Source organism: Streptomyces yunnanensis, assembly GCF_029011865.1.
Classification (GTDB): domain Bacteria; phylum Actinomycetota; class Actinomycetes; order Streptomycetales; family Streptomycetaceae; genus Streptomyces; species Streptomyces yunnanensis.
In genome coordinates this window covers 6,473,910-6,496,068 of record NZ_CP095749.1, presented here as the reverse complement: position 1 = coordinate 6,496,068, position 22,159 = coordinate 6,473,910, and the positions used below count along the sequence as shown (strand labels likewise).

The following is a 22,159-nucleotide window of genomic DNA, read 5'->3' as shown; positions in this document are numbered from 1 at the left end:
GAGAGAGTGTGAGGGTGCTCGTACTCGTCGCTCCCGGCCAAGGCGCTCAGACGCCCGGCTTCCTGATCCCCTGGCTCGACCTCCCCGGAGTCGAGGACCGGCTCCGCGAATGGTCCGAGGCCATCGACCTGGACCTCGTCCACTACGGCACCAAGGCAACCGAAGACGAGATCCGCGACACCGCGGTGGCGCAGCCCCTGCTGGTGGCATCGGCCCTGATCTCCGCGCGGCAGCTGTTCCCGACGCCCGAGGCGCTCGCCGGGCAGGTCGGCGCGGCGGCCGGCCACAGCGTCGGTGAGCTCGCCGCCGCGGCCCTGACCGGCACCCTCACGGACGCCGAGGCGATGGCCCTGGTGCGCCGTCGCGGGCTGGCGATGGCCGAGGCCGCCGCCGTCACCGAGACCGGTATGGCCGCGCTGCTGGGCGGCGACGAGGACGTCGTCCTGCCGCACCTGGAGAAGCTCGGCCTGACCCCGGCGAACGTGAACGGCGCCGGGCAGATCGTCGCCGCGGGCACCGCCGAGCAGATCGCCGCGCTGGTCGCCGACAAGCCTGAGGGCACCCGACGGGTCGTGCCGCTGAAGGTGGCCGGCGCGTTCCATACTCACCACATGGCACCTGCCGTCTCGGCCCTGGAGGCCGCGGTCACCGAGCTGTCCCCGGCCGACCCGTGCACCCGGTACGTCTCCAACAAGGACGGCCAGGTGGTCACTTCCGGCCAGGACGTGGTGCAGCGGCTCGTCGGCCAGGTGGCCAACCCGGTGCGCTGGGACCGCTGCACGGAGACCTTCAAGGAGCTCGGTGCCACCGCGCTCGTCGAGGCCGCGCCCGGCGGCACCCTCACGGGTCTGGCCAAGCGCGCCCTGCCCGGGGTGAAGACGCTCGCCCTCAAGACGCCCGACGACCTCGACGCGGCCCGTGAACTGATCGCCACCGCAGCGGACGCCGCTCCCGCAGCACCGGCCGAATAGGAGTCGTAGCGCATGACCTCGAAGATCAAGCCCTCCAAGGGCGCCCCGTACGCGCGGATCATGGGCGTCGGCGGCTACCGCCCGACCCGTGTCGTGCCCAACGAGGAGATCCTCAAGCACATCGACTCGTCCGACGAGTGGATCCGCTCCCGGTCGGGCATCGCCACGCGCCACTGGGCGGGCCCGGAGGAGACCGTCGCGACCATGGCGGTCGAGGCGTCCGGCAAGGCCATCGCCGACGCCGGGATCGCGCCCGAGCAGATCGGCGCGGTGGTCGTCTCCACCGTCTCGCACTTCAAGCAGACCCCGGCCATCGCGACCGAGATCGCGCACCTCGTCGGCGCGGGCAAGCCGGCCGCGTTCGACATCTCCGCGGGCTGCGCCGGCTTCGGCTACGGGCTGACCCTGGCCAAGGGGATGGTCGTCGAGGGCTCGGCGGAGTACGTCCTGGTGATCGGCGTCGAGCGGCTCTCGGACCTGACGGACCTTGAGGACCGCGCGACGGCCTTCCTGTTCGGCGACGGCGCCGGCGCGGTCATCGTCGGCCCGGCCAAGGAGCCGGCGATCGGCCCGACGGTGTGGGGCTCGGAGGGCGACAAGTCCGAGACCATCAAGCAGACCCTCTCCTGGGACGTGTACCGCACCACCCCGACGCCCGGCGGCGACGGGCCGAAGGAGCGTCCCGCGCCCGAGGCGATCCGCTATCCCGCGATCACCCAGGAGGGCCAGGCGGTCTTCCGATGGGCGGTGTTCGAGATGGCGAAGGTCGCCCAGCAGGCGCTGGACGAGGCCGGAGTCAGCCCGGACGACCTGGACGTCTTCATTCCGCACCAGGCCAACATGCGGATCATCGACTCGATGGTGAAGACTCTGAAGCTGCCGGAGAGCGTCACGGTCGCCCGTGACGTGGAGACCACCGGCAACACCTCGGCCGCCTCGATTCCGCTCGCCATGGAGCGGCTGTTGGCGACCGGGCAGGCCAAGAGCGGGGACACCGCGCTGGTCATCGGCTTCGGGGCGGGTCTCGTGTACGCCGCGACGGTCGTTACTCTCCCCTAGGCAAGATCTGCGCAGTCCGGCACCGAGCACGACGTGCCGGCCACTGCGCGGGCCTTCACCGCTTCACCGTAAAACAAGCATTTTCCCGCTATTCGAAGGAGCGCCATCATGGCCGCCACGAAGGAAGAGATCGTCAAGGGTCTCGCCGAGATCGTCAACGAGATCGCTGGCATCCCCACCGAGGACGTCCAGGTGGACAAGTCCTTCACCGACGACCTGGACGTCGACTCGCTGTCCATGGTCGAGGTCGTCGTCGCCGCCGAGGAGCGCTTCGACGTGAAGATCCCGGACGACGACGTCAAGAACCTCAAGACCGTCGGCGACGCGACCGACTACATCCTCAAGCACCAGTCCTGATCTGGCGCAGCGCATGTCGCCACCCCGCGGTGGCGCCGTCGATTCAGACACCTCTACCCGTGGAGTAAGAATTCCCGTGAACGCGACCAATCGCACCGTGGTCGTCACCGGTATCGGCGCAACCACACCGCTGGGTGGCGACAGCGCTTCGACCTGGGAGGGCATGCTCGCCGGCCGGTCCGGCGTGAGCCCCCTGGAGCAGGAATGGGCAGCCGACCTGCCGGTCAAGATCGCCGCGCAGGCGGCGGTGGACCCCGGCGAGATCCTGCCCCGCCCGCAGGCCCGCCGACTGGACCGCTCGGCGCAGTTCGCGCTGATCGCGGCCCGTGAGGCATGGGCGGACGCCGGCTTCACGGCCAAGGCCGGCGAGCCGGACACCGCCGCCGGGCCGGCCGGTTCGGTCAACCCCGACCGCCTGGGCACCGTCATCGCCTCCGGCATCGGCGGCGTGACCACGCTCCTGGGCCAGTACGACGTCCTGCGCGAGAAGGGCGTCCGGCGGGTCTCCCCGCACACCGTCCCGATGCTGATGCCCAACGGCCCGTCGGCCAACGTCGGCCTGGACGTCAACGCCCGCGCCGGTGTGCACACCCCGGTGAGCGCCTGCGCCTCCGGCTCCGAGGCCATCGGCTACGCCATCGAGATGATCCGTACGGGCCGCGCCGACATCGTCGTCGCGGGCGGCACGGAGGCGGCCATCCACCCGCTGCCGATCGCGGCGTTCGGCAACATGATGGCGATGTCGAAGAACAACGAGGACCCGCAGGGCGCCTCCCGTCCGTTCGACACCGAGCGCAACGGCTTCGTCCTCGGTGAGGGCGCCGGCGTGATCGTCCTGGAGTCGGCCGAGCACGCCGCCAAGCGCGGCGCGCGGGTCTACGCCGAGGCGGTCGGCCAGGGCATCTCCGCCGACAGCCACGACATCGTGCAGCCGGAGCCGTCCGGCAACGGCATCGCGCACGCGCTGCAGAACCTCCTCGACAACAGCGACCTCGCCCCGTCCGAGATCGTGCACGTCAACGCGCACGCCACCTCGACCCCGCAGGGCGACCTGGCGGAGCTGAAGGCGCTGCACAAGGTCTTCGGCGACGACGTGCGGCACATGGCGGTCTCCGCCACCAAGTCGATGACCGGCCACCTCCTGGGCGGCGCGGGCGGCGTGGAGACGGTCGCCACGATCCTGGCGCTGTACCACCGGACGGCCCCGCCGACCATCAACGTCGAGAACCTCGACCCCGAGGTGGACGCGGACATCGTCCGCGACGAGTCCCGCGCGCTGCCGGCCGAGGGCCGGATCGCGGCGCTGAACGACTCGTTCGGCTTCGGCGGCCACAACGTGGTCCTCGCCTTCCGCACGGTCTGAGGCACCGCCGGCGGCCGACGGCCGCCGCGCAGCGGTCACCACGAGGGCCCGCCCGGTCAGGACGACCGGGCGGGCCCTCGTGCTGCCGCCGCCGGCCGGTCAGTCGTCGAAACTGGCGAAGTACGCGGCCGCGCCGTCCTCGCCGCCGTGGCCCTGCTTCTCGGCGCGGCGGAACCGCTCCGCGGCGGCGGCCGCCAGGTCCGTGTGGACGCCGGCCGCCTCGGCGGCCTCGGTGATCAGCCGGATGTCCTTGCGCGCCGCGGAGACCGTGAAGCTGGGCGCGAGGTCACCGGTCAGGATCAGCTCCGACTTCATCCGCAGATACGGCATGTCGAGCGAGCCGCCGGCGACCGCGTCCAGGAATTCCCGCGGGTCGACGCCCAGCCCCTTGGCGAGCCCCAGGGTTTCACCGGTACCGCTGATGACGGTCATCACCCAGCTGTTGACGACGAGCTTGAGTCGGCTGGCGGCCCCGCCCGCGGCATCGTCACCGACCCACTGGGTGCGGCCGCCGACGATGTCGAAGTACCGCCCGGCGCGTTCGCGCAGGTCCCGGTCCCCGGCGGCGAGAACGATCAACTTCCCTTTCTCGGCGGGCGCCTTGGTGCCCAGTACGGGGGCGTCCACGATCCGCAGGTCCCGTTCGGCGGCGAAGCGGACGAGCGGTTCGAGCGCCTCGGGCCCGACGGTGCTCATCTGGAGCCAGAGGGCACCGGGCGCGAGGTCGGGGGCTGCCCGGCGCATGGCGTCGAGGACGGCGGGGCCGTCGAGCAGCATGGTGAGGACCGCGTCGGCGCCGTCCACCGCCTCGCCCGGGGTGTCGGTGACCCGGACCCCGTCGGCGGCCAACGGCTCGGCCTTGGCGCGGGTGCGGTTCCAGGCCCGGACGTCCAGCCCGGCGCGGGCGAGGTTGCGGGCCATCGCCGTGCCCATGATCCCGGTGCCGAGGACGGCGACCGAAGGGGTGTCAGAGGTGTTGTTGTCAGCCATGGCGGCACGCTAGGGCTTGGAGTGGACTCCAGGTCAAGCGTGCGCCGTGTGTCGCACGACGGACCCCGCACAAGGCTCCGTACGGGCGCGTGCGGGGCGTCGGACGACGGCCTGGGGGAGCCGGCAGACCGGCGCCCCACTCCTCATACGACCTGGTGCAGCCAGCGCACCGGGGCACCCTCGCCGGCGTACCGGAAGGGCTCCAGCTCGTCGTCCCAGGGCTTGCCGAGCAGCTTGGCCACCTCGGCGGCGAGTTCGGTCTCGCCGCGCGCGGAGCGGGCGACGGCGGCGCGCAGCCGGTCCTCGGGGATGAGGATGTCGCCGTGGATGCCGGTGACGGCGTGGAAGATGCCCAGGTCCGGGGTGGAGCTGTAGCGCTCGCCCTCGGCGGTGGAGCAGGGCTCGGCGGTCACCTCGAAGCGGAGCAGGTGCCAGCCGCGCAGCGCGGAGGCGAGCTTGGAGGCGGTGCCGGCCTCGCCCTGCCAGGAGAACTCCGCTCTCCAGGTGCCGGGCGACGCCGGCTGGCGGATCCAGTCGAGGTTGACGCGCACCCCGAGGACGCCCGCCACCGCCCATTCGACGTGCGGGCACAGCGCTCGTGGAGCGGAGTGGACGTACAGGACTCCACGTGTCGTCACCGGGACCTCCCGTGCGGATCGAGGTTCGCCTTCCCCAGCGGCCTCGTGCCCGTTCCGGTCGCGGCCGGGACAGCTGTCGACATTCTGCCCCAGTGATCACTTCGGCACCAGCATGCGAGGTGACCTACAGTAAACACCACTAGGCGGAATTTGCCGCAAAAGGGACAGGAAATGACGTGTTGTAATTTGTCTGTGCCGACTGCACATGCCACTTCGGGTCACCGCCCGGCAGGCACGGGGCCAAGCTACCGCGCGGTGCCGGACCGGAAGTGACGTACCGTCGGTACCCGAAGAGATATCACTCGCACGCCGGAGGGGACAGGGTATGACGTCGACCGATCGGCCCGTTCGCCCTCGGCGTCACCGCCTCACGGCCCGGGCCGCCTTGGCCCTCACCACCACTTCGGCGCTGCTGACCACCCTCACCGCCTGTGGTGCCGACTCCGCCCCGCACGGCCGCGGCGCCGCCAGACCCACCGTGAAGCCCGCCCCTGCCTGGCGGACGGACCCCGCCTCGATCGCGGCGCTCGGCGACTCCATCACCGTCGGCTTCGACGCCTGCACGGTGCTCTCCGACTGCCCCGAGGTCTCCTGGTCCACCGGCACCAGCCCCAAGGTCGACAGCCTGGCCCACCGGCTGTTGAAGAAGAACCCGGCCGCGCACAGCTGGAACTACGCCCGGACCGGCGCCCTGATGAGCGACCTGCCGCAGCAGATCACCGCTGCGGCGGCCCGCAGGCCGGAGTTGGTCACGGTCCTGATCGGCGCCAACGACGCCTGCCGCAGCGACGTGGGGGCGATGACCTCCGCGGCGGACTTCCGGGCCGGCTTCGAGCGGTCCATGAAGACCCTGCGGCACAGCCTGCCGCGCACCCAGGTGTATGTCGCGGCCGTGCCGGACCTGCTGCGGCTGTGGTCCGAGGGGCGCAAGAACCCGCTCGGGAAGCAGGTCTGGAAGCTGGGCATCTGCGGTTCGATGCTGCGGGACCCGGACGACCTGACGAAGCCGGCACAGGACCGGCGGGCCCTGGTACGGGACCGGGTGATGGCGTACAACGAGGCGCTGGCGGAGGTCTGCGCCAAGGACACGCTGTGCCGCTTCGACCGCTCCGTCTTCGACTACCGCTTCACCGGGCAGCAGTTGAGCACCTGGGACTGGTTCCATCCGGGGCTGCACGGCCAGCAGCAGCTGGCGGAGCTGGCGTTCCGGACGATCACGCGCAAGGAAAACCCCCTGAAGGGTGAGGCCGCTTCCGGCAACTGAGGCGACCGGGTCCCGGATGCGACGTCAGGGAACCCCCTAAGGGCACGGCGGTGCGGGTCATACCGTGCGGGGACCTGGAACGTCATACCGTGCGGCGACGTCCGCGGGCCGCGGGGCGGGGATGATGATGACCAAGCGGTTCGGCCGGGTACGGCCGTTCCGTACCGCACCGTCACCACTGCCTCGGGGGAATCTCGCCATGGCCCGTCTCCGTGCCGCCCATCTCGTCCTGCCCTGCGTGGCATTGACCCTGCTGACGACCGGCTGCTCCCTGGTCTGGACCGGCTCGCTCAAGTCCGCCCAGCGGACGTACGGCGTCGACGGCACGATCAGCGCGCTCTCGGCGACGACCCACGGCGGCAACATCGAGATCGTGCCGGTGGAGGCCGGCGTCCCGGTCAAGGTGACGGAGAAGTACAAGTACGACGACGCCAAGCCGCAGACCACACACACCGTCAAGGACGGCCGGCTGACGCTGGACTCCGAGGACTGCTCCTCGGGCCACCACTGCGAGGTGGGCTACCGCGTCCTGCTGCCGCGCAACGCCTCGGTGGATCTGCACACCAGCGGCGGCGACGTCACCGTCCGCGGCGCCTCCGGCGGGATCACCGCGGAAACCAGCGGCGGCGACATCACCATCGAGGACACCAAGACCCGTACGGCGAAGGTGAAGACCAGCGGCGGCGACGTGGAGATGTCACTCGGCGCGGTGCCCGACGAGGTGTCCGGCCGGACCAGCGGGGGCAATGTCACGATCCGGGTGCCCAAGGGCACCTACGCCGTCGACGCGGGCACCAGCGGCGGCAGCCGCAAGGTGTCCGTCACGACGGACGAGGGCTCGGCCCACAAAATATCCGCGCGGTCGAGCGGCGGCGACGTCTCGGTGCTCAGCCAGCAGTGATCCGCGCGGTCAGCCGGATGTCGGCGCTGCTGTGGGCCGCCTCGACGGTGTAGGTGCCCGGGATCCGGCGCCAGCCGCCGTCCGGTTCCGACCAGACCTCGAAGGCGCGCCCCGGCAGCGGGATCTCGGTCTCCGCGCTCTCGCCGGGGCCCGCCTCGACGGTGCCGAAGCCCGCCAGCCAGTGGGCCGGGCGCTCCGGTGCGCCGGAGGTGTCACCGGCCGGCGCGAGGTAGATCTGGACGACCTCGCGTCCGGGGCGGTCGCCGGCGTTGCGCAGCCGGACCCGTACGGAGTCGGGGGTGGTGTCCAGCGACTCGTACTCCCAGCGGGTGTAGCCGAGGCCGTGGCCGAAGGGGTAGGCGGGGGCAGTGCTGCCGCGTTGCCAGGCGCGGTAGCCGATGAACACCCCCTCCGTGTAGGGGAGCGCGCCGTCGGTGGGGGTGACGGTGGTGACCGGGGCGTCGGCGAGGCGGGCCGGCCAGGTGGTGGGGAGCCGGCCGCCCGGTTCATGGTCGCCGAGCAGGACGTCGGCCAGCGCGGTCCCGGCCTCCTGGCCGGGGAACCAGCTCAGCAGCACCGCCGGGACCTGGTCGCGCCAGGGCAGTTCCACCGGGGAGCCGGAGTTGACCACCACGACGGTGCGGGGGTTGGCGGCGGCGACCCGGGCGACCAGTTCGTCCTGCCGGCCCGGCAGCCGGAGGTCGGTGCGGTCGAACCCCTCCGATTCGACCTCCTCGGTGGTCGCGACGACGACGATCGCGGCATCCGCGCCGGTCGCCGCGCGGACCGCCTCCGCGATCTCGGCATCCCCGTCCAGCTGCGGCTCCAGGTGGCCGAGGACGACGTTCAGGGCGTCCAGGCCCCCGCCCAGGCCGAGGCTGTGCGGGACGAACCGCAGGGTGAGCGCGAGTTCCTGATCGGCGGCCAGGTCGGTGGTGACCCGGTGCTCGGGGGGATTCAGGAATGCCTCGAAGGGGTCGGTGCCCTCCGGCGCGGCGCCGTCGCCGTCGAAGAGGACGCTCTCCCCGAGGGTCAGCCGGAGCCGTCCGGCGCCGACCAGCGCCAGGGTGTGCGGGCCGGTGATCCGCGGGACGAAGCTGCCGGTGAGTTCGACGGCGTGCAGTTCCTGGCGGGTCACGCCGTCGGGGAAGCTGTCGAGCACCTGGACCTTGCCGTCGAACTGCGGTGTCTCGGCGAGCAGTCGGCCGTCGGCGGCGAGGTAGCGGGCGCGCAGGGTGAAACCCTCGCGCGCGTGCGGGGTGCGGGTGCGCGGGTCGGCGCCGGTCGCGAAGACGACCTCGACGTCGTCGGGGAGCGCGGCGCGCAGACCCGCGAGCGGCGAGACGACCGTTGCGGGGAAGACGGTGGCGGAACCGCCGCCCAGCACCCGGGCGTCGCGGGCGGCCGCGCCGATGACGGCGACCCGGCGCAGCGCGGCGGGGTCAAGCGGCAGGACCGGGCGTGCGCCGCCGGCGGACGCCTCGCCCACCGGTTCGTTGCGCAGCAGGACGACGGCGCGGCGGGCCAGCTCGCGGGCGACGGCCCGGCCGTCGATGCGCTGGGGAGCGTCGGCCGGGGCGGCGGGCGGCACCCCGTCCAGACAGCCGGTCCGGGCGGCCAGCAGCAGCACCCGGCGGACCGCGGTGTCCACCTCCGACTCGGCGATCTCCCCCGCGCGCACGGCCGCCGCCAGCGGGGCGCCGAAGACCGTGCGGGGCCCCGGCATCGCCACGTCCAGGCCACCGCGCAGGGCCCGGACGGTGTTCCGGGCCGCGGTCCAGTCGGAGACGTTGCAGCCGTCGAAGCCCCATGCGCCGCGCAGGACTTCGGTGACGAGGTGGTGGTGTTCGGTCATCGTCGAGCCGTTGACCTGGTTGTAGGCGGTCATGATCCCCCAGGGGCGGGCCTGGGTGACGATGTGCTCGAAGGGCGCGAGATAGAGCTCGTGCAGCGGGCGCGGCGCGATGCGGTTGTCGACCGTGAAGCGGTCGGTCTCGGCGTCGTTGGCCACGAAGTGCTTGACGGTGGTGCCGACGCCGCCCTCCTGCACGCCCCGTACATAGCCCGCGCCCATCAGGCCGGTCAGCAGCGGGTCCTCGGAGTAGCACTCGAAGTGCCGGCCGCCCAGCGGCGAGCGGTGCAGGTTGACGGTCGGCGCCAGCAGGACGTGCACGCCCTTGCGGCGGGCCTCCTGGGCGAGCAACCGGCCGGCCCGGCGGGCCAGTTCGGGGTCCCAGGTGGCGGCCAGGGCGGTGGGGCTGGGCAGCGCCACCGACGGGTCCGCCGCGCTCCAGTGCCGACCCCGGACGCCGATCGGCCCGTCCGACATCACCAGCGACCGCAGTCCGATCGCGGGCACCGCCGGCAGGCTCCACATGTCCTGCCCCGAGAGCAGCCGGACCTTGGTGTCCAGGTCGAGCGCGCCGAGCGCCCGCTCCACCGCGTCGGTGTAGTCGTGGGGGGCCGCTCCGGTGCCGGCGTTCGCGCCGGGGGCGGTGCGGGGGCCGGGCTCGGCGGGGCGGGCGTGCGGCTGATCGGTCATGTGCGGCGCTCCCTCGTGTGGACGTGCGGCCCCCCTGGCCGAATTCTCACCCTCATACCGGACGGAAGGTAGGTATCGTTACTTCTCCGTTATCCACCTTCGCCGACGGTGCGTCGGGGGCGCCGGCGGAGCGGGCCGGGAGGGTTACGCTCGGCCGGTGAGTGCGGAAGAGCGGAGCGCGGCCCGGGGTTCCCGGCGGGCCGGCCACGGCCGGGAGACGCAGCGCGCGGAGCGGCGGGCGGTGATCCTGGAGGCCGCCATGCAGCTCATCGCCGAGCGCGGCTACCGCCGGACCTCGCTCGCCGCCGTCGCCGAGCGGGCCGGGCTGACGCAACAGGGGCTGCTGCACCACTTCCCGACGAAGGAGCTGCTGCTGATCGGCGTGCTGGAGGCGCGCGACCGCTGGGACGCCGCCGCGGCGGCCTCCGGCTCCTGGCGCACCGGCACCCTCGCCCAGCTCGTCGAGTACAACGCCGCCCGCCCCGGCATCGTCCAGGCGTACACCGTGCTCTCTGCCGACAGTGTCACCGAGGAGCACCCCGCGCGCGACTTCTTCGAGGCCCGCTTCCGCGCCGTGCGCGAGGCGCTGGCCGCGGCGCTGCGGGCCGAGTTCGGCGACGCCCTGCCCGGCGGCCTGACCCCGGAGCGGGCGGCCCCGCTCCTGGTCGCGGTGATGGACGGGCTCCAACTGCAGTGGCTGCTGGACCCCGAAGAGGTGGACATGCCCGCGTCGTTCCGCGACTTCCTGACCCTGCTCGGAACCGGGGCGGCGGGGGAAGCGGAGCCGGGCCCGGGGGCGGGCGAAGGGGACCGTGAGGAGTAGGGGGCTGCGCGCGGGCCGGGGCTACGCGGAGCGTCGGGAGCCGGCGGGGTGGGAGTTGTCCACAGGCCGGCACGGGCCGGCTGCGGGAGCGGGCATCATGGGGCAATGATCATTGCTGCCGCACAATTCCCCTCCGTCCCGGGCGATATCGCCGGCAACGCCGCGCGGATGGCCGGGCTGGTCACCGAGGCCGCCGAGCGCGGCGCCGGGCTGGTGGTCTTCGCCGAGCTGGCACTGACCCACTACGACCTCTCCGCGATAGCCGCCGACCCGGCGGGGCTCTCCGTGCTGCCGGACGACCCCCGGCTGACGCCGATACGGGAGGCGTGCCGCGCGACCGGCGTCGCCGCGGTGGTCAACGGTCCCGGGCGCGGCACCGGGGACGACGCACGGCCCACCATCGCCAGCTTCGTGTACGGACCCGACGGTGACCTGCTCACCCGCTACGACAAGCGGCACCTGTTCGAGACGGAGAACGCGGTGTTCGCGCCGGGCAGCGCGCACGGCCGGTTCACCCTCGGCGGGATCCGCTTCGCGCTCGCCACCTGCTTCGACAACTCCTTCCCCGAGGTGCCGAAGCAGGCCGCGGCGGACGGCTGCCGGGTGTACCTGTCCAGTGCCTTCCACGGCGACGCCGAGCGGGTGGCGCGGTACGGCGAGTTGGCCCGCGCGAACGGGCTGCACGTCCTGCTGGCCAACGGCATCGGGGTCGGCAGCCCCGGCCCGGCCGCCGGGCTCAGCGGCTGCTGGCTGCCGTCCGGCGAGCCGGTGGCGGCGGCGTCCGCCGGGCCGGACGGGGCCGGTGCCGAGCTGGCGCTGAGCGACGTCCGGGACGCGATCACGCTGATGGCCGACCCCGCGGTGGCCGCGGTGCCGGTCCGGGAGTGCGGGGAGCCGCTGGTGGACGTGCGCACCGCGGCGCCCGGTCTGCTGGCGGACGGGAGCGCGGCCACGGACGGGGCGGGCCCGGACGGGGCGGGCCCGGACGGCGCATCGGCCCATCTGCGGGAGGGGGTGCTGCGGCGGCTGCTGGCCGCACAGGAGGCGCTGCCGGAGGGGTTGCGGCTCCGGTTCGTGGAGGGGTACCGCCCGCCGGCCCTCCAGCGCCGCTACTTCACGCGGTACGGGGACGAACTGCGCGCCGCCCACCCCGACTGGGACGACGCCCGGGTCCACCGCGCCGCCAGCCGCTTCGTGTCCCCGCCGGAGATCGCCCCGCACAGCGCCGGCGGTGCGGTGGACCTCACACTGGTCACCGCGGACGGCGGAAATGTCGACATGGGGACACCGCTCGACGCGTCCCCGGAGGAGAGCGGCGGCGCCTGCTACACCTCAGCTCCGGACCTGACGCCCAAGGCCCGCGCCAACCGTCGGATCCTGTCCGCCGCGCTGTGCGGGGCGGGCCTGGTCAACTACCCGACCGAGTGGTGGCACTGGTCCTACGGCGACCGCTACTGGGCGCTGGCGACCGGTGCGGAGCACGCGCTGTACGGGCCCCGGGAGCTCGCCGCGGGGGCCGAGCGGTGAGCCGCGGACGGGGCCGACCGGGCGGGGCGGGGCGGCGGGCAACTGCCGTACCGCGCCGGCCTGTTGGTCCCGTCCGCCCCCGCTCGGCCGGCGCGGTCCCGCGGCCGGCGCGGCAGCCCGGCCCGTGCGGCCCGTGCGGCCCGTGCGGCCCGTGCGGCCCGTGCGGCCCGTGCGGCCCGTGCGGCCCGTGCGGCCCGTGCGGCCCGTGCGCACCGTACAGACCGCGCAGACCGTTCGGCTCGTTCGGGCCGTTCGTGCTCCGCCGGTTACGGCAGCTGCGGCAGCTGTGCCAGTTCCTCGGCGGTGGGGTACGACGGCTGGGCGCCCGGCTTGGTGACGGCCGCGGCGCCGACGCGTACCGCGAAGCGGGCCGCCTCGGGGAGGGTGGCGCCACCCGCCAGTCGGGTGGCCAGGGCGCCGGTGAAGGCGTCGCCGGCGCCGGTGGTGTCCACCGCCTCGACCCGCACGCCCGGCACGGCCGTCGTCCCGGAGTCGTCCAGCACCAGCGCCCCGTCGCCGCCGAGCGTCACCACGACCGAGCGGGCGCCCCGCTCGCGCAGTGCCGCCGCCCAGTCGGTGGGGGTGCCGTCGGCGCGGCCGGAGAGCGCTCGGGCCTCGTGCTCGTTGACCACCAGCGGGTCGGCCACGGCCAGCAGTTCACGGTCGAGGTCCTCGGGCGCCGGGGAGGGGTTGAGGACGACACGGGTGCCGGCCTCCTCGGCCGCGGCCGCGGCCGCCCGCACGGTCTCCAGCGGAATCTCCAACTGGAGGGAGACCACCGCGGAGGCCGCGATGACGCCCTTGGCGGCGGCCACGTCGTCCGGGGTGAGGGCGGCGTTGGCGCCCGGCGAGACGACGATGCTGTTGTCGCCGTCCGGGTCGACGATGATCATCGCGGTGCCGGTGCGGGCGTGCTCGTCCACGATGACGGGCGCGACGTCGGTGCCCGCCGCGCGCTGGGCGGCCAGCAGCAGCTCGCCGTAGGCGTCGCCGCCGACCCGGGCCAGCAGGGCGGTGCGCCCCCCGATCCGGGCCGCCGCGGCGGCCTGGTTGGCGCCCTTGCCGCCGGCCGACTCCATCAGGTCCGTGCCGAGCACGGTCTCCCCCGCGCCGGGCCGCCGGGCCACCCGCACGGTCAGGTCCGCGTTGGCCGAGCCGACCACCAGGACGTCGTACATGCGCCGTTCCTCTTCTCTGTCCGGGCGTCGTTCTCTCGTGTCCATACGCCGCGTTGCCTTCTCTTCCTGCTTGTCGCCGCCCGGCGGGCACCGGTGGCGGTGGTCCGCCCCGGTGCCGCCCGGCGGCGCCGTCAGCCGCCGAACGCGGCGGCGTTGGCCGCCGTCACCAGCACCACCGGCACCTTGACCGTCCGCGGCAGCTTCTCCCCGCGGACCGCCTTCAGCGCCCATTCCACGGCCTGCTTGCCGAGCAGTTCGGGTTGCTGGGCGACGGTGGCGGTGAGGGTGCCGGCGCGGACGGCCCGGACCCCGTCCGGGGTCCCGTCGAACGCCACCACCTTCACGTCCTTGCCGGAGCGGGCGCCCAGCGCCTTGGAGGCGCCGAGTGCCATCTCGTCGTTGGCGGCGAACACCCCGGCGATGTCGCGGTGCGCCTGGAGCATATTGGACATCACGTCCATGCCCTTGGTCCGGTCGAAGTCGGCGGGCTGCCGGGCGACGACCTCGATGCCGGGGTACTGCCCGATGCCCTCCTCGAAGCCCCGGCCGCGTTCGCGGGCGGCGGAGGTACCGGGCTGGCCTTCGAGGAAGGCCACCTTGCCCTTGCCGCCGAGCGCCTCGGCGAGGGTCCTGGCGGCGAGCCGGCCGCCGGCGACGTTGTCGGAGGCGATGGTCGAGCCGACCCGCCCGCCGTTGACGCCGCGGTCGATGGAGATCACCGGCACCTTGGCCCGGTTGGCGACGCCGACGGCGGGGACTGCGGCGTCGGCGTCGACCGGGTTGATGATGGCCGCCTTCACCTGCTGGCTGGTGAAGGTCTCCATCTGGTTGATCTGCTGCATGGGGTCGTTCTGCGCGTCGGTGATGTTGATGTGCAGCCCGCGGGCGTCCGCCTCGGCCTGCGCGCCCTTCTTGATACCGACGAAGAACGGGTTGTTCATCGTGGACAGGGCCAGACCGAGGTCGGTGTTGCCCCCGCGGTCGCAGCCGGCCAGGGCGAGGGCGCCGACCGCGAGGGCCGCGCCGAGCAGTGCCGTGCGCCGCCTCATCGCGCGCTCCTGCGCCGCAGGGTGTCCAGGAGGACGGCGAGCGCGATCACCAGACCGGTGGCGACCTGCTGCCAGAAGGCCGAGACGCTCAGCAGGTTGAGGCCGTTGCGCAGCACGGCGAGGATCAGCGCGCCGATCAGCGTGCCGGACGCCTTGCCGGAGCCGCCGGAGAGGCTGGCCCCGCCGATGACGACGGCGGCGATGGCGTCGAGTTCGTAACCACTGGCGGCCTGCGGCTGCGCGGAGGTGAGCCGGGCCGCCAGCACGATGCCGGCGACGGCGGCGAACAGCCCGGACAGCGCGTAGATCACGAGCTTGCGGCGCTTGACGTCGATGCCGGAGAGGCGGGCCGCCTCCTCGTTGCCGCCGATCGCGAACATCGCGCGGCCGGAGTACGTCCGGGCCAGGATCAGCGCGGCGATCAGCCCCATCGCGATCATGACGAGGACGGGGACCGGCAGCCAGTCGCCCAGGGTGTCGCCGAGCCCGTTGACCGCACCGGGGAAGGGGATCGGCGAGCCGCCGGAGACGACCAGGGCCAGGCCGCGGCCGACGGACAGCATCGCCAGCGTGGCGATGAAGGCCGGCAGCCGTCCGTAGGCGACCAGGGCGCCGGAGAGCAGGCCGGCGAGCGCGCCGACCGCGAGGCCCAGCGGCACCGCGAGCCAGACCGGCAGTCCCTGATCGGTGGCGGCCCAGGCGACGACGGTGGCCGAGAGCGCGGCGACCGAGCCGACGGACAGATCGATGCCGGCCGAGACGATCACGAAGGTGACGCCGAAGGCCAGGATCGCGGTGACCGACGCCTGGACGCCGACATTGAGGAGGTTCTGGCCGTTGAGGAAGTCCCGGGAGAGCACGGCCATCACCACGACCAGGGCGATCAGGCCGCCGAGCGGGCCGTTGCGCAGCACGGCCCGGGAGAACCACGCCCCGAAGCCGTCCGGGGCCGTGCCCCCGCCCGCCGCCCGTGGGGCGGCTGCCGTCTTCACCTCAGCGGACATCGGAGCCCTCCATCGCGCTCTCGTCGGTGTGCGTGCCATCGGAGGCGGCGCGCGGGGACTGCAGCGCCAGCTCCATCACGGCGTCCTGGGTGGCCTGCCCGGCCGGCAGTTCGCCGGTCAGCCGGCCCTGTGCCATCACCAGCACCCGGTCGCTCATGCCGAGCACCTCGGGCAGATCGCTGGAGATCATCAGCACCCCGCAGCCGGCGGCCGTCAGCTCGTTGACGAGCTGGTAGATCTCGACCTTGGCGCCGACGTCGATGCCGCGCGTCGGTTCGTCCAGGATCAGCAGCCGGGTCTTCGCCAGCAGCCACTTGCCGATGACGATCTTCTGCTGGTTGCCGCCGGAGAGGGTGCGGGCGTGCTGCCCCAGACCACTCATCCGGACCTTCAACCGCCCGGCGACGTCGGCCGCTTCGCGCCGCTGGCCGCGCCGGTCGACCAGCCCGCCGCGGGTGTCCCGGTCGAGCCGGGCCAGCGTCAGGTTGTCCTGGAGCGAGGCGTCCAGGACCAGGCCCTGGCCCTTGCGGTCCTCGGGCACCAGCCCCAGCCCGGCCCGCATCGCGGCCCGGACGTCGCCGCGGGCCAGCCGCTCGCCGGCCACCTCGACGGTGCCGGCGTCGTAGCGGTCCACGCCGAAGACCGCCCGGGCGACCTCGGTGCGGCCGGCGCCGACCAGTCCGGCCAGGCCCACCACCTCGCCGGCCCGGACGTCGAAGTCGATGCCCTCGAAGACCGGTCGGGCCGGGGCGCCGCCGGTACCCTTGGCGCCGTGCCGGGTCAGGCCCCGTACGCGCAGCAGCGGCGCGCCCGGCTCGTCGGGGCGGCGGCGCGGGTACTGCTCGGCGATGTCCCGGCCGACCATCAGCCGGATGAGTTCCTCCTCGCCGGTGGAGGCGGGCACCTGGTCGACCGAACGGCCGTCGCGCAGGACGGTGACCCGGTCGCCGAGGGCGCCGATCTCGTCGAGGTGGTGGGTGATGAAGATGATGCCGACGCCGGCTTCGCGCAGTTCGCGGACGATGCCGAAGAGGGTCTCCACCTCTTCGGAGGTGAGCACCGCGGTCGGCTCGTCCATGATCAGCACGCGGGCGTCCAGGCTGAGCGCCTTGGCGATCTCCACCATCTGGAGCCGGGCGATGCCGAGTTCGGCGACCGGGGTGTTCGGGGAGACGTCGAGGCGCACCCGGCGCAGCAGGTCGGCGGCGCGGGCGCGCATGGTCTTCCGGTCGATCAGGCCGAGCGCGGTGCGCGGTTGGCGGCCCAGGAAGATGTTCTCGGCGACGGTCAGCCCGGGGACGAGGTTGAACTCCTGGTAGATGGTGGCGATGCCGAGCCGTTCGGCGTCCTGCGCGGAGCGGATCCGCACCTCGCGGAGCCCGTCGGGCGCACCGTCCGGGCCGCCGCGGACGAGGATGCGGCCGGCGTCCGGGCGGTGGGCGCCGGAGAGCATCTTGATCAGGGTGCTCTTGCCCGCGCCGTTCTCGCCGAGCAGCACGTGCACCTCGCCGGCGCGCAGGCTCAGCTCGACGCCGTCCAGCGCACGGACGCCGGGGAACGCCTTGGTCACCCCCTCGACGCGCAGCAGTTCGCGGCCGTCCGGTACGTCGTCGTTGACGCCGGTCATGCGCTGCCCCTCTCTCCTCGGTGTCTTCCTCGGCTGGCGGGTGGTCTGCGGGCGGTGCGCCCGTGCCGGGTCCCGACGGGCGGGCCGGGCCGGGCGGATCGGGCCGGTCCGGGCGGGTCCGGTGCGGCGGGCGGGTGCGGTCAGCGGGCCGGCGCCTCGCCGCAGGAGCGGCGCGGCACCAACCGGGCGGGCAGCAGCACGGAGGCGGCGGGGCGGCCCTCGATCCGCTCCAGCAGGGTCCGCACGGCGGCCCGCCCGAGGTCGCGGGTGGGCTGGGCGATGGCGGTCAGCGGCGGGTCGGTGTGCGCGAACCACGGCACGTCGTCGTAGACCACCAGCGCCATGTCGTCGGGGACCCGCAGGCCGCGGGCGCGGAGTTCGTCCATCGCGCCGAGCGCCATCAGGTTGTCGGTGGCCAGCACGGCGTCCGGCGGTTCGGGGAGGTCCAGGAAGTCGCTCATCATCCGGCGTCCGCCGCTGGGTTGGAGGTCGGGGGTGGCGCCGACCCGCTCGTCGGGGAGCGCGATGCCGTGCCCGGCCAGGGCGTCGCGGAAGAGTTCCAGGCGTTCGTCGCCGGTGGGGGTGCCGGCCGGGGCGACGATGATCGCGGGGCGGCGGCGGCCGAGCGCGGCGAGGTGGGCGGCGAGGTCGGTGAGCGCGGCCCGGCCGTCGGCGCGGACGCAGGGCGCGTCGATGCCGGGGACGGCGCGGTCCAGCAGGACGAGCGGGGTGCCGGAGGCGACCACCTCGCGGAGCATCGCCGAACCGGTGCCGGCCGAGCTGACCAGCAGGCCGTCGATCCGGCGGTCGAGCAGGGTGCGGATGTAGTCGTCCTGCTGGGCGGGGCGTTCGCCGGCGTTGCCGATGACGAGGCTGTAGCCGAGGCCGCGGGCGGCGTCCTCGACGGCGTCGGCCAGCTCGGTGAAGAACGGGTTGGTGAGGTCGCTGATCACCAGGCCGAGCGCGCCGGTCCGGGCGGTGCGCAGGGCGCGGGCGACGCTGTTGGGGCGGTAGCCCAGTTCCCGTACGGCGGCGAGGACCCGTTCGCGGGTCTCGGCGACCGGGCTGTTGCCGTTGAGGACCCGGGAGACGGTGGCGACGGAGACCCCCGCCCGCTCCGCCACATCCTTGATGTTCGCCATGGCTCCGTTGCCACCCCGCCTTGTGTAATCGATTACGTGTGCCGCGCGAGGGCTACGAAATCGATTACACGGGTGATGCGTCAAGACTCCGCGCACGAATGTTGCCTGCGTCACAGCGGGCGCCGGGCGGGGCCGCTGCCGGTGGCGCGGGAACGGCGGAGGGCCGCACCCCGGGGTGGGATGCGGCCCCGGGGCGTGCCCGGGTGCCGGGCGCGGCCCGTCAGGCCGCCCCGGCTCCTTCGGCCGTCCCGGCCGGGTCAGGCGACGGTCAGCGTGACCTCGATGTTGCCGCGGGTGGCGTGGGAGTACGGGCACACCTGGTGCGCCTTCTCCACGAGCTCCTTGGCGGTGGCCGCGTCGACGGTGGGGATCGACGCGATGATCTCGACCGCGAGGCCGAAGGCGCCGTCCGGGGTCTTGCCGATGCCGACCTTGGCGGTCACCCGGGAGCCGGTGACGTCGGCGTTCTCCCGGCGGGCGACGACGCTGAGCGCGCCCTGGAAGCAGGCGCTGTAGCCCGCCGCGAAGAGCTGCTCCGGGTTGGTGCCGGCGCCGCTGCCGCCCTGCTCCTTGGGCGGGTTGACGACGACGTCGAGCTTGCCGTCGTCGCTGGCGACGCGGCCGTCGCGGCCGTTCTCGGCGGTGGCGACGGCGGTGTAGACGACGTCGACGGTCTGGATGGACATACCGGATCCTCCTGTGGTTCGCCGCGACTCGCGCCCACGCATCGCGACGGCTTGCCGCCGAGCCTAACGGGCCGGGGCACGAGGGCGGGAGGCGAGTCTCACACTGCGGAGCCCTCCGTCGCGGCGACCGGGCCGGACGGAGCCCGGGTGGGAACGGCGCCGGCCGCCCGGAGCAGGGCGACCGTTTCCGGGTGCGGACCGGCCAGCGCCCAGTCCAGGGGCGCGAGGCCCGTGCCGTGGTCCTCCCGGAGCCGGGGATCGGCGCCGTGCGCGAGGAGTTCGCGCACCGCCGCCGCGTGGCCCCAGCAGGACGCGGCGCACAGCGGCGTGCCCTCGCTACCGTGTCCGCTCTCGGCGTCGGGCGGCGCACCCGCCGCCAGCAGCACGCGGACGGTGTCGGCGGCGCCGTGCACGGATGCCGCGTACAGCGGGGTGGTGCCGTCGGCGTCGGCCGCCGCCGGATCGGCTCCGGCCCGCAGCAGCGCCGCCACCTGGGCGGCCCCGCGCAACGCCGCTGCCGCGACAAGGCGGTTGGCGAGCTTCTTGCGCTTCCGGTTGTTCATGGACGCGACGCTACGGCCACGGGCCGGTGGGCGGGCGCCCGTGGGGGGGCGGGGCGGCCGGCCGCCCCGCTCCCCCGCGGTGCGGGCCTCAGTCCGCCAGGCTCACGATCATCTTCCCGGTGTTGGCGCCGCGGAGCATGCCGAGGAACGCCTCGACGCCGTTCTCGATGCCGGAGACCTTGGTCTCGGAGTACTTCAGCTCGCCGGAACGGATCCAGCCGGAGACCTCCTCGACGAACTGCGGCTGGAGCGCCTGGTGATCGCTCACCAGCAGGCCCTCCAGCCGGAGGCGCTTGCCGATCACCAGGGCCAGATTGCGCGGGGCGGGGCTCGGCTCGGTGGCGTTGTACATCGAGATCATGCCGCAGATGGCCGCCCGGCCATGGACGTTGAGCGTGCTGATGGCGGCTTCGAGGTGGTCGCCGCCGACGTTGTCGAAGTAGACGTCGATGCCGTCGGGGGCGGCGGCCTTGAGCTGCTCGGTGACGTCGCCGTTCTTGTAGTTGAAGGCGGCGTCGAAGCCGTACTCCTCGGTGAGCAGGCGGACCTTCTCGTCGGAGCCGGCGGAGCCGATGACCCGGGAGGCGCCCTTGAGGCGGGCGATCTGCCCGACCTGGCTGCCCACCGCGCCGGCCGCGCCGGAGACGAAGACGGCGTCGCCCTCCTTGAACCCGGCGACCGCCAGCAGGCCCGCGTACGCGGTCAGGCCCGGCATGCCGAGGACGCCGAGGTAGGCGGTGAGCGGGGCGAGCGAGGCGTCCACCTTGGCGACCCGGTCGGCGCCGAGGACGGCGTGCGAGCGCCAGCCGAGGCCGTGCAGGACGTGGTCGCCGACGGCGAAGCCCTCGTCGCGCGAGGCGAGGACCTCGCCGACCGCGCCGCCGTCCATCGGCTGGTCCAGCTGGAAGGGCGGGACGTAGGACTTCACGTCGTTCATCCGACCGCGCATGTACGGGTCGACGGAGAAGTGGAGGTTCTTGACGAGGATCTGGCCGTCGGCGAGCTCGGGCAGCGCGGCCTCGCGCAGCGCGAAGTCGTCGGGGGTGGGCCAGCCCTGCGGGCGGGCGACGAGATGCCATTCGCGACTGGTCGTCGGCAGCGGTGCGGACATGAGCGTGAACCTCCAAATGCTTCAGTTACTGAAACAATAATGCGCCTGAATATTTCATGCTGTCAAGCAATTGGGTATCCTGGTGTGTATGACAGCGCGCCCAGACCCTCTGACCGTCGAGGTGGTCGACCTCATCGGCACCGTCGTCGCCCGCTACCACGAGGAGTACGAGCGCGCCGCGGCCGAGCACTCCCTCACGGGCGCCCAGGCCCGGCTGCTGCGCCTGCTGGCGATGGAGCCGATGCCGATGCGCAAGCTCGCGCAGTGCCTGAAGTGCGAGCCGTCCAACGTCACCGGCATCGTGGACCGCCTGGAGTCCCGCGGCCTGGTGGAGCGCCGCCCCGACCCGGCCGACCGCCGGGTCAAGCTGGCCGTCCCCACCGACGAGGGCCGGGCGACGGCCGACCGGCTGCGCACGTCGTTGGACTTCGCCCGCCAGCCGCTCGGCCGGTTGACGGTCGCCGAGCGCACCCTGCTCAAGCAGCTGCTCCAGCGGATGCTGGGCGTCGAACCGGAGGTGCCCAAGGCGCCCGGGACGGGCCGGGAAGCCGGGGAGCGCCGCCGAAGCGAGGGGTGAGGAGCCGGCCGGGGTCGAGGGGCGGGCAGGGCCGGGGGAACGGGCCGGCGGAGTGCGCGCGGGCACCGGCCGGCGCCCGCGGCAGGCGACCGAATTGGCCCAGGCCCAGCACGGCCGAGTGTCCCAGATGGCCGGGCCGGTGACGCCTTAACCTGGTCGGCATGACGCACCAGAACCCCAGCCGCCCCACCGTCGACTTCTACTTCGACCCCATCTGCCCGTTCGCCTGGATCACCTCCCGCTGGATCCTGGAGGTGGAGAGCCTCCGGGACATCGATCTGCGGTTCCGGGTGATGAGCCTGTCCGTGCTCAACGAGGGCCGCGAGGACCTCCCCGAGAAGTACCGCGAACTGCTGGACGCCGGCTGGGGCCCGGTGCGGGTGTGCATCGCCGCCGCCCAGGAGCACGGGGACGAGGTGCTGCGCGACCTGTACACAGCGCTCGGCACCCGGATCCACAAGGAGGGCCGGGAGGACACCGCGGCCGTCATCGAGGAGGCGCTCGCCGAGGTCGGGCTGCCCACCGAGCTGGCCCGCGCCGCCGAGCGGGACACCTACGACGACGCGCTGCGCAAGAGCCACCACGAGGGCATGGACCCGGTCGGCGAGGAGGTCGGCACGCCCACGATCCACATCGACGGGGTGGCGTTCTTCGGCCCCGTCCTGATGGCGATCCCCCGGGGCGAGGACGCGGTGCGGATCTTCGACGGGGCCCGCCTGCTCGCCGGCTACGACCGGTTCTTCGAACTCAAGCGGACCCGTACCGGGGAATTCGACTTCAGCTGACG

At 73.6% G+C, this 22,159-nt stretch carries 19 protein-coding genes and 1 pseudogene; 10 read left to right on the top strand and 10 right to left on the bottom strand.

Translation table 11 applies throughout. The features are described from left to right. Window positions 1-14 precede the first annotated feature (14 nt). The 4 genes from MOV08_RS28325 (at window position 15) to MOV08_RS28310 (ending at window position 3,750) form a co-directional block, all read left to right on the top strand. A complete protein-coding gene (locus tag MOV08_RS28325; RefSeq protein WP_039636863.1) occupies window positions 15-971 on the top strand; it encodes an ACP S-malonyltransferase in 957 nt (318 codons plus the stop codon). Window positions 972-983: 12 nt separating this feature from the next. Further along, window positions 984-2,030, top strand: a complete 1,047-nt coding sequence (locus tag MOV08_RS28320) for a ketoacyl-ACP synthase III (RefSeq protein ID WP_275309383.1) — start codon at window positions 984-986, stop codon at window positions 2,028-2,030. 108 nt (window positions 2,031-2,138) lie between these two features. Then, window positions 2,139-2,387, top strand: a complete 249-nt coding sequence (locus tag MOV08_RS28315) for an acyl carrier protein (protein WP_039636859.1) — start codon at window positions 2,139-2,141, stop codon at window positions 2,385-2,387. Window positions 2,388-2,463: 76 nt separating this feature from the next. Further along, a complete protein-coding gene (locus MOV08_RS28310) occupies window positions 2,464-3,750 on the top strand; it encodes a beta-ketoacyl-[acyl-carrier-protein] synthase family protein (protein ID WP_039636856.1) in 1,287 nt (428 codons plus the stop codon). A gap of 99 nt (window positions 3,751-3,849) precedes the next feature. On the opposite strand, the gene MOV08_RS28305 is transcribed toward MOV08_RS28310, so the two are convergent. Together MOV08_RS28305 and MOV08_RS28300 are read right to left on the bottom strand one after the other, a co-directional pair. After that, window positions 3,850-4,740 carry an NAD(P)-dependent oxidoreductase gene (locus tag MOV08_RS28305; protein WP_039636854.1) on the bottom strand — a complete coding sequence of 297 codons (891 nt, stop codon included), beginning with the start codon at window positions 4,738-4,740 and terminating at the stop codon, window positions 3,850-3,852. Window positions 4,741-4,883: 143 nt separating this feature from the next. Beyond that, window positions 4,884-5,378: a DUF3145 domain-containing protein gene (locus tag MOV08_RS28300; protein WP_018088059.1), complete on the bottom strand. Its 495-nt coding sequence runs from the start codon at window positions 5,376-5,378 to the stop codon at window positions 4,884-4,886. 325 nt (window positions 5,379-5,703) lie between these two features. Between MOV08_RS28300 and MOV08_RS28295 the strand changes: the two genes are divergently transcribed. Together MOV08_RS28295 and MOV08_RS28290 are read left to right on the top strand one after the other, a co-directional pair. After that, entirely contained in the window at window positions 5,704-6,642 is a 939-nt protein-coding gene (locus MOV08_RS28295) for an SGNH/GDSL hydrolase family protein (protein ID WP_275309382.1), read from the top strand. A gap of 199 nt (window positions 6,643-6,841) precedes the next feature. Then, a complete protein-coding gene (locus MOV08_RS28290) occupies window positions 6,842-7,543 on the top strand; it encodes a DUF4097 family beta strand repeat-containing protein (RefSeq protein WP_039636848.1) in 702 nt (233 codons plus the stop codon). Here the strand turns inward: MOV08_RS28290 and MOV08_RS28285 are convergent. Beyond that, window positions 7,530-10,085 (bottom strand): beta-glucosidase family protein, encoded by a 2,556-nt coding sequence (locus MOV08_RS28285; RefSeq protein ID WP_275309381.1) that lies wholly within the window; start codon window positions 10,083-10,085, stop codon window positions 7,530-7,532. The genes MOV08_RS28290 and MOV08_RS28285 overlap by 14 nt on opposite strands. Before the next feature lie 157 nt (window positions 10,086-10,242). On the opposite strand from MOV08_RS28285, the gene MOV08_RS28280 reads away from it, so the two are divergent. Together MOV08_RS28280 and MOV08_RS28275 are read left to right on the top strand one after the other, a co-directional pair. Next, window positions 10,243-10,908, top strand: a complete 666-nt coding sequence (locus tag MOV08_RS28280) for a TetR/AcrR family transcriptional regulator (protein ID WP_039636843.1) — start codon at window positions 10,243-10,245, stop codon at window positions 10,906-10,908. Window positions 10,909-11,013: 105 nt separating this feature from the next. Next, window positions 11,014-12,435 (top strand): nitrilase-related carbon-nitrogen hydrolase, encoded by a 1,422-nt coding sequence (locus MOV08_RS28275; protein WP_275309380.1) that lies wholly within the window; start codon window positions 11,014-11,016, stop codon window positions 12,433-12,435. 266 nt (window positions 12,436-12,701) lie between these two features. Here the strand turns inward: MOV08_RS28275 and rbsK are convergent, their stop codons facing one another. From rbsK to MOV08_RS28240, 7 genes and pseudogenes are all read right to left on the bottom strand, one after another. Continuing rightward, the gene (gene rbsK / locus MOV08_RS28270; RefSeq protein WP_039636841.1) at window positions 12,702-13,613 is read right to left on the bottom strand and encodes a ribokinase; all 912 of its coding nucleotides are present in this window, start codon (window positions 13,611-13,613) and stop codon (window positions 12,702-12,704) included. A 131-nt stretch (window positions 13,614-13,744) separates the two neighbouring features. After that, window positions 13,745-15,666: pseudogene (locus tag MOV08_RS28265) on the bottom strand (ABC transporter permease/substrate-binding protein). Next, window positions 15,656-17,293 (bottom strand): sugar ABC transporter ATP-binding protein, encoded by a 1,638-nt coding sequence (locus tag MOV08_RS28260; protein WP_275309379.1) that lies wholly within the window; start codon window positions 17,291-17,293, stop codon window positions 15,656-15,658. The pseudogene MOV08_RS28265 and the gene MOV08_RS28260 overlap by 11 nt, the downstream one beginning before the upstream one ends. Before the next feature lie 140 nt (window positions 17,294-17,433). Next, a complete protein-coding gene (locus MOV08_RS28255) occupies window positions 17,434-18,435 on the bottom strand; it encodes a LacI family DNA-binding transcriptional regulator (protein WP_039636832.1) in 1,002 nt (333 codons plus the stop codon). Window positions 18,436-18,692: 257 nt separating this feature from the next. Next, complete coding sequence (locus MOV08_RS28250) at window positions 18,693-19,121, bottom strand: organic hydroperoxide resistance protein (RefSeq protein WP_039636830.1); 429 nt, start codon at window positions 19,119-19,121, stop codon at window positions 18,693-18,695. A gap of 98 nt (window positions 19,122-19,219) precedes the next feature. Continuing rightward, complete coding sequence (locus tag MOV08_RS28245; protein WP_039636828.1) at window positions 19,220-19,684, bottom strand: ankyrin repeat domain-containing protein; 465 nt, start codon at window positions 19,682-19,684, stop codon at window positions 19,220-19,222. Between the two features lie 88 nt (window positions 19,685-19,772). After that, a complete protein-coding gene (locus MOV08_RS28240; RefSeq protein ID WP_275309378.1) occupies window positions 19,773-20,795 on the bottom strand; it encodes an NADP-dependent oxidoreductase in 1,023 nt (340 codons plus the stop codon). 88 nt (window positions 20,796-20,883) lie between these two features. Here MOV08_RS28240 and MOV08_RS28235 point away from each other — a divergent pair, with 88 nt between their 5' ends. Both MOV08_RS28235 and MOV08_RS28230 read left to right on the top strand, forming a co-directional pair. Then, a complete protein-coding gene (locus tag MOV08_RS28235; RefSeq protein ID WP_039636825.1) occupies window positions 20,884-21,372 on the top strand; it encodes a MarR family winged helix-turn-helix transcriptional regulator in 489 nt (162 codons plus the stop codon). A 161-nt stretch (window positions 21,373-21,533) separates the two neighbouring features. Continuing rightward, the gene (locus MOV08_RS28230; protein WP_275309377.1) at window positions 21,534-22,157 is read left to right on the top strand and encodes a mycothiol-dependent nitroreductase Rv2466c family protein; all 624 of its coding nucleotides are present in this window, start codon (window positions 21,534-21,536) and stop codon (window positions 22,155-22,157) included. Window positions 22,158-22,159 lie beyond the last annotated feature (2 nt).